Here is a 15,326-nt window from a genome sequence, read left to right on the forward strand (position 1 = left end):
GTCTTCGGACAGCCCCTGACGCGCGTCCGGGAAGTCGAGCACCCTGGCTCACAAAGAACCAGGGGCAGGAGTTGTTTCGTTGCGGAGCCGTTCAGCAGCGGGAGGCGCGCGCCGGGGCACCGCCCTGGTCCTGCCGAACGTCGAGTCCGGTGGACACGCGGGACGCCATCTTCCCCCAGCTGTCGCGTCAGTCCCCCGTCGGCGCCGTGGGCCGCTTCCGGTCATGGGCCTCCAGTGCTGCGCGGGCCCCGTGGACCACCTCGCCATGACGACCCTGGGCCTGCGCCAGCGCCAGGTCGATCGCCAGCCGCACCTTGGGGGCCTCCCCGTGGCCATAAGCAACGCCGGAGGTCTTCTGCCGGTTGCTCACCATGATCAGCGTCTGGGCCGCGCCCTCATGATGTTCATGGTGGAGCCACTTGCCGTAGGCCCACTCCCGTCGGCCGGCCACACCCGCGAAGAGAACACGCTTGTCGGTGACGGCGATCTCGCCCGCCCCCGTGTTCTCCGTGTGGCTCACGCCCTGTCGCGTACGGACCTCCACCAGCGACGCGGACGCGATCAGGAGCACGCGCTCGTCCCGTTTGCGGGCACCCCAGCGGAAGTCCGCCGCGCTGTACTCCGTGCCCCGTAGTTGACGTACGAAATCATGGTCGGCCGCGAGGCCGTCCCGGGTTCGCTGCCAGCCGGCCAGTTCGCGCTCGTATGCCTCCTGAGCACGCCGGAGCGCTTCCCGGCGACGGCGCGCATCGGCCTCCTGCCGTGCCACGCGGACACGAGCCGCACGCTGCTCGGCGGCCATCCGTGCGTTCTCCCGCCGACGGGCCCACCACGCGATGACCGCTCTGCGCCGCCGCCACAACAGAAACCCGCCGATAACCAGGACGAGCACTACGCCGGCCGCCCACAGCAGGGCGTTGCGGATGCGTGCAGCAGTCCAGTCGTCCGAGACGTGGACAGTGAGCTCCGTGCGGTTGATGTTGCCGTGGGCGTCGATGAGTCGGGCGACCAGCCTGTGGTTGCCGGGCGCTGAGTGCCAGCGGAACGTCCGGCGCTCCGCACCCAGGGTGACGGTCCGCTTCTCGCCCGCGCCGGACAGCGCCAGGCGGGCGCCCCGCTCTCCGGTCACGGTGAGGACTACGTCGCCGTACTTGGCACGTTCGGCGTCATACACAAGCCTCAGTGCTGGTGGAATGGTGTCCACTGTGAAGGTGCCTGAGCTCCCGGCGCCCGAGCGTCCGAAGGCGTCATTCAGGTTCACCAGCACACGGTGGGAACCGTCGTCGACCGAAATGGACACAGCGGCGTGCCCGTCGCTGTCGAGCCGCACGGGCTCGGACTCGCCTCCGGTGGAAACGATGCCTGCTGCACCGGGCGGCCCAGTGACTTCGACCTGCGTCGTTCCTCCGCCGACGGGAGGCTGGACACGCACCTGGGGCCGGAGCGTGTCCAGCGACACGGTGGCGGCGACCTCGGTACGCGTCCGGTTGCCCACCTCGTCCCGCACCACGGCAGTGAGCCGGTACGAACCGTTGGGGAGCCAGAGCGAGTCCCGCACCATGCCGTCGTCACCGACCGTGCCGCTGAGCTGTTCCTTGCGGCCCTCGACAGTCACTTCGTACCGTGCACCCGCTTCGGCCTCGAAGGAGACCTGGACCGCGCCCGTCACCGCGTCGGCCGCAGTCACGACCGGCTTGCCCGCCTCGGGCCGGCTCGCGTCGACGGTTACGGAGAATTCCTCGCTCGCCTCGCTCGCGTTGTCGGCCGAATCGACGGCCACGACCGAGTAGGTGTGGTCACCGTCCTTCGCTTTGAAGGTGACCGTCTGCGCGGAGCCGGTGGCCGTGGCTCTGCTCACGACCGAGTCCTCGGCGTCCCGCACCTCGATCCGCGATCCCTTCTCGGCGGTCACGATGACAGTGACGCGGCCACCGGCCACGGCCTTCGCGCTCTTGGTCCTCGGCCGGTCCGGCGCCTCGATGTCGTCGGCTTCTTCGTCTTCGGCTCCGGAGCCGGAGCCGGAGCTCGGCAGAGAGCTGTAGCCGCAATAGGTGAAGTACCCGAGGTCCCCACAGATGTAGGACCCGGTGTCGGACGGACAGGAGTGCCAGCGGTGGCACCCGTCCCGGTGCGCGGCCGCGGGCGGCGCGCCAACCCAGAGGGCGGCCGACGCGATGAGTAGCGCGAGTACGGCAGTAAGGGCACGACGAAGGCAGGTACGTATCTGCACGTGGCTGGTCCCCCCAGCTCAGCGACGGCTCAATGCACGCCGGATGCGGGATGGTGTCAGACAATGTGAAGAAATTGCAAGTTACCTGTGGAGAAGCCCGGCTGGCCGATCCGGTCATACCGGCGACGGCGTTCGATGTGCCACCCACGCGGTAATTGCGAGGTGAGGCCACACGGCCATCAGGCCTAACTCGTCCTGGATATCTATGAGTTGCTCACCCTCATCGGTGAGACCCGGATCGACGAGGGAAGCAACCTCGTCGACACCTACTACCGCTGTGACCAGAACGACGCGCAGCGGTTTCGCCTGGCCAAGGGCCTCCAGCCCTCCCTCAACCGCAGCGCCTGCCGCGCCGTGTGGCGGATACTCCGCCGTGACGAGTGAGGGGACGACGCGGCCTGACGTCCTGGGGCCGGACATACGCGTGGGACCTGTCACGGCGGTGAGCGGCAGGTCCCACGGAGTTGCGACAGGACTCAGGACGACCGGTCGGCGGCCAAGCCGACGAACCCGCACCATGCATGGGGGGAGACGGTCAGGACCGGTCCGGCGGTGACCTTTGAGTCCCGGATGTGTACGGCTCCGGTGGCGTTGGCCACCTCCACGCAGTCGCCCCCTTCGGCGCCGCTGTAGCTGCTCTTGAACCAGGCAAGTTCCCGAGCTGCGACCGAAGTCTCTGCTGTGTTCATAGCTCTCCCAGCAACTTCTCGACGAATCCCTGGGTCTCGCGCGGAGTGAGAGCCTGGGACCGGATGATCCCATAGCGCGCAGCGGCGAGACGGACCTCTTCACGATCCGTCAGCAGGCTACTTCGCCCTTGGACCTCCATGTACGTGAGCTGCTCGCCACCCTTGCGCGTGATGACGGTGAATGGGCCGTCCACACCCGCGTTGTCCTCACGGTCGAGGGGCATGACCTGGATCTCGACATTGCGCTTCTGACCGATGAGCAGCAGTTGTTCGAGCTGCCCTCGCAACACCGATCTCCCGCCAAGTGGCCTACGCAGAACGGTCTCTTCAAGCACGAAGCTGAGCAGTGGCGCGGGCCAGCGATTGAAGATTTCCTGTCGAGCGAGACGGGCTGACACTCGCAGCTCAATCGTCTCCTCGTCCAGCAGCGGGCGCCGCATGGCGAGCAATGCCCGCGTGTATTCCTCCGTCTGCAACAGCCCCTTGACGACGTGCGTGTCATAGGCGCACAGCTCGACCGCCTCCGCCTCCAGGCGCGCCATGTCCCGGAAGAAGGCCGGGTACTGCGCCCGCGCCACCTCCTCCTTCAGCGCCTTGAGAACGCCCCCGGCATCCAGTACCTCGTCCGCCCGGTCGATGAACCTCGGCGGCGGGATACGCCTCCCCTGCTCGAAGGACGCGACCGACTGCCCCGCGTAGCCCACGAGCTTCCCGAACTCGGACCGCTCCAGCCCCGCTCGAATCCGCAGCAGCTTCAACTGCTTCCCGAACGCGGCCACCACGCCCGATCCCGGTTCGTCCTCCGGCCGGGTCCCGGCGTCATCCCGTACGCCGTGCTCGCCCTGTTCCATCGGCTCCGAAGAGTCCATCGGCCCCACCACCTCACCGGCCCAACGCCGCGCCCCGAACTTCGTCACGCGGCGCGCCTCGTACACACCGCACGCCGTCGCGTACAACCAACACCCGACGGCGCGTCACTCCTGGTCACGCTACGCCACTGAACGTCACCGTGAGGACATGACGAGCAAGCAGCCACTCCCCGTACGTCTCACCCGCACCGGCCAACCCCGGTTCCCCTGGCAGCACTTCACGATGCGTTTCAGTTCCACCCCACGCGGTGCCCGTCTCGCCCGACGCCTGGCCGGGGAACGCCTCGACGCCTGGGGAATCCCTTACGGCAGCGACGCCCACGACGTGCTGACGCTTATCGTGGCGGAGCTCAGCGCGAACGCCGTACGCCACGGGCGCGTACCCGGCCGCGACTTCCGCCTCCGGCTCTCGGCCGAGCGCACGACTCTGCGCGTGGAGGTCACCGACTCACGCGGCAAGAGCGTTCCGGCCCTGGCCGAACCGTCCAACGAACTGGACGGACGCCGCGGCCTCCTCCTGGTGGCCGCACTCACCGACCGCTGGGGCTGGTATCCGTGCATCGACGGGCCCGGCAAAACGGTGTGGGCCGTTCTGGACGTGGACCTGTCGTAATCGCACATCCACCGCGCGACCGCCCCACCCCACCGGCCCGGAACCCCTCCCCCAGCGCCGCCGATCACCGCCAGGTGATCGACACGACCCGGCCGGCAGCTCCGCAGGAGTACCCCAGTTGCGGCGTGCTGCGAACGGTTGATCCGCTGCTCCACATGGCGCAGGCGGGTCACAGCTTGAACACCACTCCGCGCCATGTCCATCCCGCGTCGAGGACCGCGGCCCGCAGGGGATCCTTCATCTCTCCGGGGTCGAAGCGGAACACCTCCGTCTTGTGCAGGCGGCCGTCGGCTCCCCGCTCGACCTCCCACTTCCGGGAAACTGCGGTCACCTGTCCACGGGAGTACTCGCGCGACGTCCGCAGGCTGGGCGTGTCCCCGACCCACGTGACCTCCCACTGCTCGTCGAAGGTACGGACTTCGTGCTTCTCCGGGATCAGGCGCATCCGGGTCTTGATGGTCCGGTCCAGCCCGGTTCGGACGAAGAACGTGCGCAGGGCAGGTTCCAGGATCCGCCACTCCGCCACCAGGCCGTCACCCTCCTTGGGGGTGGCATTGCGCACGCGGTACGGCACGTCCGGGCCGTTGATCGCGAGCAGCGCGGCCCGGACTTCCTCGGCGGAACGCGGTGCGACACCACTGCTGGGGCGCTTGGTGCCGGTCAGTCTGTCAAAGATGCCCATCAGATCAATCTAGGAATGTCCGGCTACTCGACGCAAAATCCCCGGTCCGACTGCGCCGCAAGCACCGCACCACCCCCGGTCGTTCGACGCGGTGGCCGCCGACACTGCCGCCGGGCACTCGGAAAAGCATGTCCCTTCTGGTAGCCACGCAGCTGATCACCGGTCAGTACGGCGCTGCCCGGCGTGTGGGTCCCAGTACCTGGCGAGCAGGACGTGGCAACACGGACCGCGGCGTAGGCGCGCGGCGTGGCACAAAGAGCTTGTTCATGTTGAACAGATAGCCGTCGATGCGCAGCCCACCGGCCTGATGCTCGGGTGAAGCCCCGTCGAGCACGACGCCGGCCAGGTGGAGGGCGTGGTGGTAGCAGGAGTTGAGACGGGTGGGGTGCCAGACGGGCAGCGCCTGGCCGCGGATGAGCCCAGGTCTGCTCGACCGCCGGCGCTCGGGTACCGGCCAGAACCCTTGGCGCCGGGATGGCGCTTAATGACCTCGACGTCGACAGAGGACCGTACGGGGTCCGTACGGGGTGGACGGCCCGGCCGCTTCACCGGCCCGCGGTGAGGGTGTCCAGGAGGGCGGCGGTGAACTCCTTGGGTTTGTCAATGTGTACGGCGTGGCCGGCGTCCGGGATGGCGGTCTCGCGAACGGGGCCGCCGGTGGCGGCGTAGCGATCGAGTGCGTGGCGGGTCTGGGCGACCATGGGCTGGGCGGGGCAGTGCTCGGCGCCGGGCCAGCCGGGGACGGCGCCGAGTGCACCGAGGTGGGCGAGGTCGAAGAGGGAGGTGTCGGAGACGATGAGGTCGTCGGTGCCGCGGATCCAGCCGATGGGCGGTTTGGGATCGATCCGGTGCAGGTCGTCGATGCGGAAGTGGGTGGGGGCCATGGCGTTGAGGACACCTCGGGGGCCGGGGGCGGTGCCGGGCCATTGGTCGCTGGGACGGGTGTCGCCGGGGTAGTGGTCGTCGCCGGTGCGGGTGGAGAGCATGGCGTCGACGAAGGCATCCTCAAGGGCGGGGCGGAGCGGCGGTTTGACGTAGCTGGAGGCAAGGACGGCGCGAGGTGAGAGCGGTGAGTCCTCGCTGCGGTCGCCGTCTTTGAGACGCTGGACGAATTCGGGGTTGACGGTGCCTGCGCCGGAGCCGGCGCCGTCGGGGTGGTTGAGCCGGCCGTCGGGGCCGTGGGTGCCGCCGAAGCCGTACGGGGAAACGGGGTTGACGAGGGTGAGGCTGCGGACGGCAGCGGGTTGATCGCGGAGGTGTTGGAGAGCGATGCCGCCGCCCATGCTCCAGCCGACGAGGTGGACGCGGTCGAGCGCGAGAGTGTCACAAAGGGCAGTGAGGTCGTCGCTGAAATCCCGGACGCCGCGGGTGGCGTCGACGGGGAGGGCGTCGGTGTCGCCGAAGCCGCGGAGGTCTACGGCAAGGGGGCGGTAGGGGTGGGGCAGGTCGAGCATGGTCTGTTGCCAGAAGGTGGCGGCGGAGACGTTGCCGTGGACGAAGAGGACGGGTTCGCCGGTCCGGTCGGGGAGTTCGAGGAGGTTGAGGGTGAGCCGGGGGGTGGTGATCCGTCGAGCGCGGATGCCGGGGAGAAGTGCGGGCGAGGTCATGGTCCGTCCTTGGGAGTGGCGGGTCAGCCGAGCCAGGCGGCGATCTGGGCGCTGGCGGAGGAGTGCCAGCCGAGTTGGAGGTGGTTGGCGGTGGTGATGAGGGCGGTGCCGGCAACGTTGGCGATGCCGGTGCGGTCGAGGGCACTGTTCACGAAGACCACACCGTCGCTGGGGCCGCGGTTCTCGTTGTAGATGCCGAGGACGTTGGGGGATCCACCGGCGAGAAGGTAGGTGGCGACGGTGCCGGGGATGCCTGCCTTGTGGAGGGGGGTGATCAGGGAGCCGGCGTCGATTGCGGTCTGGATGCCGCTGCCGGAGGTGTAGAAGCCCTGGCCACCGTGGTAGGTGGTGTACCAGTCCTGTTGGGTTGTGTCGATGCCGTAGGTGGCGTCCCAGCGGGCGAGCATCTGACGCTGTCCAGGGTAGACGTCGTAGCCGTCGGTGGGGGCGAAGGCGAATTCGGGGTGGGCGGTGTAGGTGCCGTAGCAGGTCATGTAGAGGTGGGGCGAGGGTGCGTTGACGCTGCCGCCGCACTGGGGCCAGATGCTGAAGTCGTGGGCCCAGCCGTGGGCGTAGGGGTAGTCGTAGCCGCCGTTGGGGCCGCCGAGGGTGATGAGGCGGCGTACGTCTCCGGCGTAGGGGCGTCCCCAGGTGGGGCGCAGTGAGGAGACGTAGGCTCGTGTCGACATCTCCCCCTTGCTCCAGCCGACGAGGTCTACCTGGCTGACGCCGAGCCGGTCCTTGATGGCGGCGATGGCGTCGCCGACCTGCTGGGCCTGCATCAGGTTGTCGCCTTGCTTGTGGGCGAAGTTGACGGCGAAGACGCGGTAGCCGCGGGCGGCGAGGTACTGCATGAGTCCGGTGCTGGGGCAGGAGGCCGTACCGCAGCCGTAGCCACCGGCTTCGCCGGGGTTCGCCCAGGCGCGGTCAGCGTTGTCGTTGGCGCCGTGGACGAGGAGGACTGGGGTCTGGCGACTGCCGCTGTTCCAGCCGGGGGCGGAGTAGAGGAGGAAGCGGCCTGAGTAGGGCTGCTTGACGCCGCCGAAGAAGGTGCGTCGCTGACCGTCCTGGTCGCCACGACCGTCCTGGGGGTACTGCTCGGCATGGAAGCCGCTGGTGGTGTCGAGGTAGCGGTCGACGCGGTCCCAGCCATTGGCGACGCTGGTGTAGGTGGCTTCGAGGGTGAGGTAGCTGGGTGGGGCGGCGTGGGCCGGTGTGGTGGCTGCTCCGAGGCTCAGCAGTGTGAGAAGCAGGCCGAGCAAAGTGCTCGTTGCTCTGCGCATCGCGGCTCTCCCGTCCGGGGGCGGACTCGGCGGTTCGAGTCCGTCACGGTAGGACGGTGCGGGGGACCTTCCCATGGGGCGGGCAGCCATAGGTGCGGGCCAAAGGAGTGTGTCGTGCCGCCATGTGCTGGGTCCCGAAACCCGGGTTTCGAGGCCCGAGTTACGGCACCGCCCTCGTCATTCTTTCGTGGGTAGGTCCCAGGATCTTCGGCCGAGTCCTGAGCTTCGGAATCCGGGCGCCGGGACATGAGCGGCGAGACCCGGGCACCGGGATCCGAGTGCCTTCTTTGACCGGCGGGGTCATAGGGGGTGGGAAACCCCCCTGACCTCCCCGACCCGTAACGGCGAGCAAGTACGACCAATCGTGATCGGCTTGCGACGCGTCGTCGCGGCCACGTCACCACACCCGTCGCCTAACGTGATGTACGCGGTCTCGTTGCCGGACTTCGCGGCATGCTCAAGTCCCCCTGACCCGGCCTGACGTGGGCAAGCACAGCCCCCTGCCTGCGCCCTCAACAGTGCACTTCGGCCCACACGCACTTGGTGCAGACATCGAGAACCGCGCATCCCCAGCGTCTCGCGTACGCCTCGACGAGCAGCAGACCGCGCCCGGTCTCGTCCTCCGGACCGCAAGACTTCGGAGCTGTAGCCGGGGGAGGCGCTCGGGGCGGGTGTCGGTGACCTCGATACGGACGGTCTCGGGCAACAACCGCAGCGCCAGCCGGAAGTCTCGACCCGGCAGGCGTTCATGGGTGATCGCGTTGGACGCGAGCTCTGCCGTGACAAGTGCGACGGCCTGCGCGGCAGCCGAGTCGTGTGGGACTCCACGCCACTCGGTCAGTTGCTGAACGGCAAGATTACGAGCGAGTCGTGCACCGCGGCGGGTGCTGCTGAGCCGCAGCGTGAAACCCAGTTGCGGCGTTCTGCGAACGGCTGATCCGCTGCACCGGATGGGACACGGTCTCAGTAGCCTTGGAGTCCTCCGCCCAGCTCCGTGTCTCGCAGGCCGGTCAGAGCTTGAACTCCAACACCACTCCACGCCCTGTCCATCCCACGTCGAGGACCGCGGCCCGCAGGGGATCCTTCATCTCTCCGGGGCCGAAGTGGAACGCATGGAAGCCGAGAACGGCCGCGGCCTGTGACCATTGCGTCCTTGGCGTCGGTCTTGCCCATCCCCCGGTAGCCGGCCGATGCCCGGTTGACCGTGAGGCCAGGTATGTAGACGACCTGCTGGCCGTGGTTGAGCAGGATGTTGGTCCACAAGGCGGCCATGCCGTCGGCGACTTCGACCGCCCAAACCACGTCCTCGCTCACGGTCAGCACGTCGGTGAGCAGGGCCAGTAGTTCCGGTCAGTCGTTCAGCACCCGGCGCGAGAGCAGCCGCTTGCCGTCACTGTCCAGGACCGCGCAGTGGTGGTGGGTCTTGCCGATGTCCGTCCCCGTCCAGATCAGGGCCACGGTTCCTCCGCTCGCTCGATGTGTCCCGTTCTCCCGGACGACCTCGCCAGCGTGGTCCTACTCAGCGATGCACCCACAGGGGCCCGCAGCTCCTGATCAGCGGCCGATTCGTCGTCAGGCGCCGGGCGGCCAGGTGACGTGAACCATCGACGGCAACCCAATCAGAGCCATACCCGGCGCCTCTGGATCCCAGGACCATACGACTGGCCCGTCCGACCCACCAACAACGTAGGACTCGATCAAGTTCATTAGCGACGTGCGTCGTGGTCACGGAGCCACTGGACCTGGTCGAGGACCCACTGACGACGAGCATCGTCTTCGCTTACCTGGTTACGGCCGCGGTCATCATGGTGGTGGACCCAGTAGCGATGTCCATCTCGGTGGTGTACCCAATAACCACGACCATCACCGTGGTGCTCGCCCCAACCCTCACCCCAGCGACCGGACCAGCCCTCGTGGTGGGCGTCTGCGGACCAGTGAGAAACGACGGCGGGCCGGTCGCCAGTCGCGGGAGTCGCCGCCGAGGCGGAACCGCCGGTGGCGAGGAGTCCTGCCGCCGCGATTGCTGCAGAGGCCACTGCGACAGCAGCCCTACGCGCCAACGTGTATCCCATGATCTTTCCTCCTTGCTTGCCCCGTGACCTGCAAGATCAGAGCCGCGGGCTGCCTTTGATCAGGCACTTGCGACACTACGCCGAGTTAGTTGAACAGAAAACTATTTTGGCTGTGAGGAGGGCCACGGTCCGGAAAAGTAGTTGCGTCGAAATATTTCAACAGCTCGCATGCGTGCGCCGGCGGGACCTCGGCTCCCCACGGAGGCGGTGAGTGCTTGGGCGAGAGCGAGCCATGAGGAACGCGGGCGTCGCGGTCGTTCCCGCAGAGGCTGATGTCGAGCAGTTCGCCGCGACCGGAGCCAGCTCTCCACGGGAGGTCCGGTGGCTCCTACATCAAGACCTCGGACGCGTGTGGTACTCGAGAGCTGTGGAAAGTGCCGGCACTCCCAAGTACCACTGAGTCTGCGCTCTGCCGGAGCCGGTGCACTGCCCCCAAGGATTCCGGTCGCATCGGCGCGAACATGCGCCGACCACGGCCGCTACTGCGGACGCCATCTGCGGGTCTTTCTACATGTCCGCCGTGGTCGCAGCCCGATGCCGCCCCACCTCGAAGGCGTACCACGAGCGCAAACGAGCTGAAGGGAAGAGTCACAGGCAGGCCGTCATCGCCCTCGCCGCCGCCGCTTGATCACCGTGTCGTCGAGCCCCATCGTGCGGGGCTGATCCACTTGCAGCGAGTCACCGGCCGGGCTTGACAACTCCATCGGGAATCGCTGCAGGCCCCGCCAAGGCGTGGCCGGAACCGAACCGTGGAATAGCTTGGATAGACGAGCGAATACCCCCCCCGGTCCGCACCCACCGACGCACAGCTGGATCGAATCCGACCAGAAGGTCACTTCCCGACCGACCTCTGTGCATCGGGGCGTAGTGACCTGAATGCAGACCTCAGTTCGTTGGTGAAGATATCCGGCACTTCCCACGCGGCGAAGTGACCACCGTTGTGGACCTTGTTGAAGTAGATGAGCTCGTGGTAGCTACGCTTCGTCCAACTCAGCGGCGCCTGGTAGATCTCGCCAGGAAATACCGTGACGGCGGCCGGGATGGAAACCGAAACGGCATTGAAATTATTGGCGTTGTTCTCCCAGTAGAGGCGAGAGGAAGAAACTGCGGTATTTGTGACCCAGTAGAGCGTGATGTCGTCGAGCATCTCGTCTTTGGTGAGCACTCGCTCGGGATGGCCGTTGCTGTACGTCCATGCGGCGAACTTGTCGTACATCCAGGCGGCCAGCCCAACGGGCGAGTCCGACAACCCGTATCCCACGGTCTGGGGACGGGTTACCATCATGGCGGAGTAGCCTGAGCCCGTCTTGTAAAAAGCAGCAAGTTTGTTGTAGGCCCGCTTCTCCTCGACGGACAGGCCGGCCGGAGCCGGGTCGCCGCAGTTGAGTTTCTTCGCGATGTCCGCAGGCACAGTGGCCGGAAAATTGACGTGGATACCGAGCAAGCCCGCAGGTTGCTGTATCGCCATCTTGTCCGAGATTACCGCCCCCCAGTCGCCGCCCTGGGAAACGTAGTGCTTGTATCCCAGACGCTCCATCAGTACGGCCCAGGCGCGCGCAATGCGGTCGGGACCCCACCCGGTAGTCGTCGGTCTCTGCGAAAAACCGTAACCCGGCATCGATGGTATGACGAGGTGAAAGGCGTCGTCCGCACGTCCACCATGGGCGGTCGGATTCGTGAGCGGGTCGATCACTTTGAGGAATTCGAGAATGGATCCCGGCCAGCCGTGAGTCAAGATCATCGGCAGAGCGTTCGAATGACGGGAGCGGACGTGAATGAAATGAATGTCGAGCCCATCGATCTTGGTAAGGAACTGCGGCAAGGAATTCAGCCTTGCCTCGATCCTCCGCCAGTTGTAGGTCGTACCCCAGTAGCGTGCGAGTTCTTTGATGGTCGCCAACTGGACGCCCTGCGACTGATCCCGGACAGTCTCCCGGTCGGGCCACCTCGTCGAGATGATCCGCCGACGAAGATCAGCGAGATCTCGCTCCGGAACATCGACGCGGAATGGCCGGATACTCTCGCTTCCGTTCACGTCGACCGACCTCTCGGACAGCAGGCCGAAAGCCCCCGTGGTTGCCGCGGTCGTCGCAGCGGCCGAGGCGAGAAGCAACTTTCGTCGCGAGAGCCATTGGGACGTCTCGGGCATGAATATCTCCTTGGGCCATTTCCGCATTTTCGGGCGACCAGATATCTCGTCGTCGGCAGTCGAAACCGACGCGGAACCCCCTGTGACCCGGGGAACTATTCAACCCGGATTCGAGTCGGAAACAGGTGGCATTGAGACGTCAATGTTCACATTCTGGATATTGCGACCGAATGTCACGTTATTCACCTTCATGTGAACTCGCAACTCGGAGCCGGACAGCGCGGCCTGGAAGTGGCGGGCGAACTGTGGACCGACTCGCCGTTCGTCTCCCTCACCCGCCACGGCACGCCGATCGCATCGGCCGGCACTCACGCGATCGGCGCCGCATGGGCGACGAACGCCGCATCACCCGCGGCCGATTCGCCCGCTACCGAACTTGAATGCGTGAGGTCGGGCTGTTCAGGACATGCGACTGGCGGAACTGACGCCTTCCTCACGGGACTTCTTCGACCACACGAGCGGGTACGAGAGCGGGGCGCCGACACTCGGAGCCCGCCACCCCTCACGTGGCGCTGCGCTCACTCGCCTCGCGCAGATCGCGCTCCACGGCGCGGTGGTACGCGGAGTCCAACTCCCCCGCCGCGCTGGCGGGCCGCCCCACCCGCAGCAGCTCCCGCCACCGTTCCTGGCTCCAGTCGGCCGGGGCCGTGGTGCGCACGAAGTCCTCGACCAGGGCGCGGAAGCGTGCGGGGTCGCTGTGGAAGGGGAAGTGGCCCGCACCATGGAAGATCTCCAGGCGGCTGCCGGGCATCGCCGCGTGCGCGCGGTACGCGTGCCGGACCGGCACCACGCTGTCCCGCGATCCCCACAGCAGCAGCGTGGGCATGCCCTCCGCCAGGTAGCAGCGGTCGAGCATGGTCACCACCTGGCCCTGCCAGTCGACCACCGACCGCAGGGTGCTGATGAACGCGCTGCGCGACGTGGCGTCGGGAAGGGCATCCACCACGTTGAGCAGCTCTGCGGCATCCTGGCCCAGGTCGGTGTCGAGAAGCTTGGTCAATCGGGTGAAGAGGTCGACCTGGCTGCGCATGCCGGGCAGTCTCAGCGCGGACAGCATGAGGTCTGCGCCCGGCAGCGACACCGCACGCAGGACAGGGTTGACCTCGCGCCCCACACCGCCCGTGCTCACCAGGATCAGGCGATCGGTCCGCTCGGGGAATTGGTACGCGAACTGCATGGCCACGCCACCGCCAAGCGAGTGACCGACCAGGGTGGCACGCTCGATGTCCAGCACCCCCAGCAGGTCACGGATGCCGTTCGCGTATGCCGCCACCGAGTAGTCGGCCCGCGGCTTGTCGGAGGCCCCGTGGCCCAGGAGGTCTGGGGCGATGACGGTGTAGCTGCGCGCCAGGTCGGGGATCAGATCCGCCCAGGTCGCGGAGGAGTCGCCGATGCCGTGGATGAGCAGGATCACGGGACCCTCTCCGGCGATCCGGTACGCGCGGCGGTAGCCGTGCACCACGTGGTGGCGCAGCGGTACGTCCTGCCCCGACACCGAGCGCAGGCGGCCCGCTCGGGACGGGCTCGGTTCAGGTTCTGGGGCGCCGACCACAGGCTCGTCTCCCGTCTGCTTCTCCCGGTTTCCTCGCTTCCTCCTCGAGCGTAGGGCCTCCGGCGCACAGGGGATTTCCGGGACGTTTCAGGCAGTGCGCGTCCGTTCGGCGAATTCGACCGGTCGGAAAGTGGAAGGGCTCCCGGCGAATCGGCATGGAACCACGTGCCCGCGAATTCCGTAACACGGACGTAGCAGTCGGGTGGCTCTGCGCGCCCTATGATCACCCCCAGCACACCCGCCGCCGGCTTCCCTTCACCTGCCGCGGTTTTGTGCTTCTCCCTCTCCCTGACCGGGCACGGCCGTGCGCCGTCATGCCCGCGACCCCTGGAAGGCGGCCTGAATGGCTTCTCCCGTACGCGTCTGGCTCAACCGCACGTACGCGGAGAACGTGTTCTTCATGGATCAGCTGCGGGAGAATCCCCAGCGCCGTCCCGTGGAGATCCACGCCACGCACGGCGACCCCGATTCGCCCGTCCTCGCGGCCGCCGACACCGCGGCGCTCGAACCGGAGGGCCTGTCCCCCGCCGCGTACCTCGAATACGCGCTGGCGCAGTGCGCCCGGCATGCCATCGACGTGTTCGTCCCCGTCCTCCACCAGGCGACCGTGGCCGCGCACCGCGAGGAGTTCGCCGCGCTCGGTACCGCCCTGCTCACGCCGCCCGCCGAGGCCGTCACCACGTTCCAGGACAAGGCGCGTGCGTACGAGAAGGTGCAGGAGATCGGTGTGGCGGTGCCGCCGTGGTGGCGGGTGCGCACGGAGGAGCAACTCCTGACCGCTGTCGAGACGTTGGAGGAGGCGGGCCACAAGGCGTGCTTCAAACCGGCGGCGGGGGCGGGCGGTGTCGGCTTCCGCATCATCACGCGGACCCCGTTCTCGCTGCTCCACCTCGGCGGCTTCCCGAGCCCATACGTCCCCCTGCCGCTGGTCGTCGACGCGCTGCGCCGCACCGAACGCCGCGTCGACTGGCTCCTCATGCCGCGCCTGGACGAGCCGGAAGTCTCCGTCGACTGCCTCACCGGCCCCGACGGGCGGGTCAGGATGGCCGTGGGGCGCACGAAGAACGGACGCCGGCGCGGCTTCACGCTCGACCCTTCATGGACCGGACCGGCCCGCCGCATCGCGGAGACCTTCGGACTGCACCACCTGACGAACATTCAATTCCGGCTGTACGACGGTGAACCGGTCCTGCTCGACGTCAACACCCGCCCCGCGGGCGGCCTCCACCAGCTCTCCCAGTGCGGGCTGAACGCCCCCTGGGCCGCCGTGCGGCTCGCACTCGGCGAGGAACCGGGTGACCTCGAGCCGCGGTTCCTCGGTCCTGACTACGCGGTCGTGGCGGGACCGCGCCCGCTCCAGCCGACAGCACTGCCGCAGCAGCGGACCGACTCCCCGGTGCTGCAGCCCACAGCCCCGACCATGCCCACTCCCTCGCCGGCGACCTCGCCCACCCCCGCGCCCTCCGAGGCCGAGCATGCCGACGCGGCGTTGCCGATCAGCTGAGGCCCTCTTGACCTCCTGTCCGCGTGTGCCGTTGAGCCTCGGTCTTTCGTGACGGTGCGGGAGCAGGCCCACGGTC

The 15,326-nt window shown here is 67.6% G+C and carries 12 protein-coding genes and 2 pseudogenes; 3 read left to right on the forward strand and 11 right to left on the reverse strand.

All coding sequences use genetic code 11. The features are described 5' to 3' along the window. Positions 1-187 precede the first annotated feature (187 nt). Entirely contained in the window at positions 188-2,230 is a 2,043-nt protein-coding gene (locus OHA88_RS11155; RefSeq protein ID WP_328625358.1) for a hypothetical protein, read from the reverse strand. 210 nt (positions 2,231-2,440) lie between these two features. Here OHA88_RS11155 and OHA88_RS11160 point away from each other — a divergent pair, with 210 nt between their 5' ends. Next, complete coding sequence (locus OHA88_RS11160) at positions 2,441-2,614, forward strand: hypothetical protein (protein WP_328625359.1); 174 nt, start codon at positions 2,441-2,443, stop codon at positions 2,612-2,614. Positions 2,615-2,706: 92 nt separating this feature from the next. Here OHA88_RS11160 and OHA88_RS11165 read toward each other — a convergent pair whose 3' ends face one another. After that, the gene (locus OHA88_RS11165; RefSeq protein ID WP_328625360.1) at positions 2,707-2,919 is read right to left on the reverse strand and encodes a DUF397 domain-containing protein; all 213 of its coding nucleotides are present in this window, start codon (positions 2,917-2,919) and stop codon (positions 2,707-2,709) included. Continuing rightward, positions 2,916-3,770 (reverse strand): helix-turn-helix domain-containing protein, encoded by an 855-nt coding sequence (locus tag OHA88_RS11170; RefSeq protein WP_328629654.1) that lies wholly within the window; start codon positions 3,768-3,770, stop codon positions 2,916-2,918. Before OHA88_RS11170 ends, OHA88_RS11165 begins: the two co-directional genes overlap by 4 nt. A gap of 166 nt (positions 3,771-3,936) precedes the next feature. Here OHA88_RS11170 and OHA88_RS11175 point away from each other — a divergent pair, with 166 nt between their 5' ends. Next, positions 3,937-4,401: an ATP-binding protein gene (locus tag OHA88_RS11175; protein WP_328625361.1), complete on the forward strand. Its 465-nt coding sequence runs from the start codon at positions 3,937-3,939 to the stop codon at positions 4,399-4,401. A 169-nt stretch (positions 4,402-4,570) separates the two neighbouring features. Here OHA88_RS11175 and OHA88_RS11180 read toward each other — a convergent pair whose 3' ends face one another. The 8 genes and pseudogenes from OHA88_RS11180 to OHA88_RS11210 all read right to left on the reverse strand — a co-directional run bounded on the left by OHA88_RS11180 (position 4,571) and on the right by OHA88_RS11210 (position 13,689). Further along, on the reverse strand, positions 4,571-5,083 hold the full coding sequence (locus OHA88_RS11180; RefSeq protein WP_328625362.1) for a hypothetical protein: 513 nt from the start codon (positions 5,081-5,083) through the stop codon (positions 4,571-4,573). Positions 5,084-5,246: 163 nt separating this feature from the next. Then, positions 5,247-5,498, reverse strand: coding sequence for a 5-methylcytosine restriction system specificity protein McrC (locus OHA88_RS11185; protein ID WP_328629655.1), 252 nt, complete (start codon positions 5,496-5,498; stop codon positions 5,247-5,249). A 130-nt stretch (positions 5,499-5,628) separates the two neighbouring features. After that, a complete protein-coding gene (locus tag OHA88_RS11190) occupies positions 5,629-6,690 on the reverse strand; it encodes an alpha/beta hydrolase (RefSeq protein WP_328625363.1) in 1,062 nt (353 codons plus the stop codon). A gap of 23 nt (positions 6,691-6,713) precedes the next feature. Beyond that, a complete protein-coding gene (locus OHA88_RS11195; protein WP_328625364.1) occupies positions 6,714-7,973 on the reverse strand; it encodes an esterase/lipase family protein in 1,260 nt (419 codons plus the stop codon). A gap of 512 nt (positions 7,974-8,485) precedes the next feature. Then, positions 8,486-8,925 (reverse strand): annotated as a pseudogene (locus tag OHA88_RS44575) (ATP-binding protein). Positions 8,926-9,068: 143 nt separating this feature from the next. Beyond that, a pseudogene (locus OHA88_RS11200) lies at positions 9,069-9,431 on the reverse strand (IS110 family transposase); the annotation flags it as partial. Positions 9,432-10,877: 1,446 nt separating this feature from the next. After that, entirely contained in the window at positions 10,878-12,194 is a 1,317-nt protein-coding gene (locus OHA88_RS11205) for an epoxide hydrolase family protein (protein ID WP_328625365.1), read from the reverse strand. A 502-nt stretch (positions 12,195-12,696) separates the two neighbouring features. After that, complete coding sequence (locus tag OHA88_RS11210) at positions 12,697-13,689, reverse strand: alpha/beta fold hydrolase (RefSeq protein WP_266999883.1); 993 nt, start codon at positions 13,687-13,689, stop codon at positions 12,697-12,699. Positions 13,690-14,089: 400 nt separating this feature from the next. Here OHA88_RS11210 and OHA88_RS11215 point away from each other — a divergent pair, with 400 nt between their 5' ends. Continuing rightward, positions 14,090-15,250, forward strand: a complete 1,161-nt coding sequence (locus OHA88_RS11215; protein ID WP_328625366.1) for an ATP-grasp domain-containing protein — start codon at positions 14,090-14,092, stop codon at positions 15,248-15,250. The last annotated feature ends 76 nt before the right edge of the window (positions 15,251-15,326 follow it).

Source organism: Streptomyces sp. NBC_00353 (assembly GCF_036108815.1).
In the GTDB taxonomy this organism is placed as follows: Bacteria; Actinomycetota; Actinomycetes; order Streptomycetales; family Streptomycetaceae; genus Streptomyces.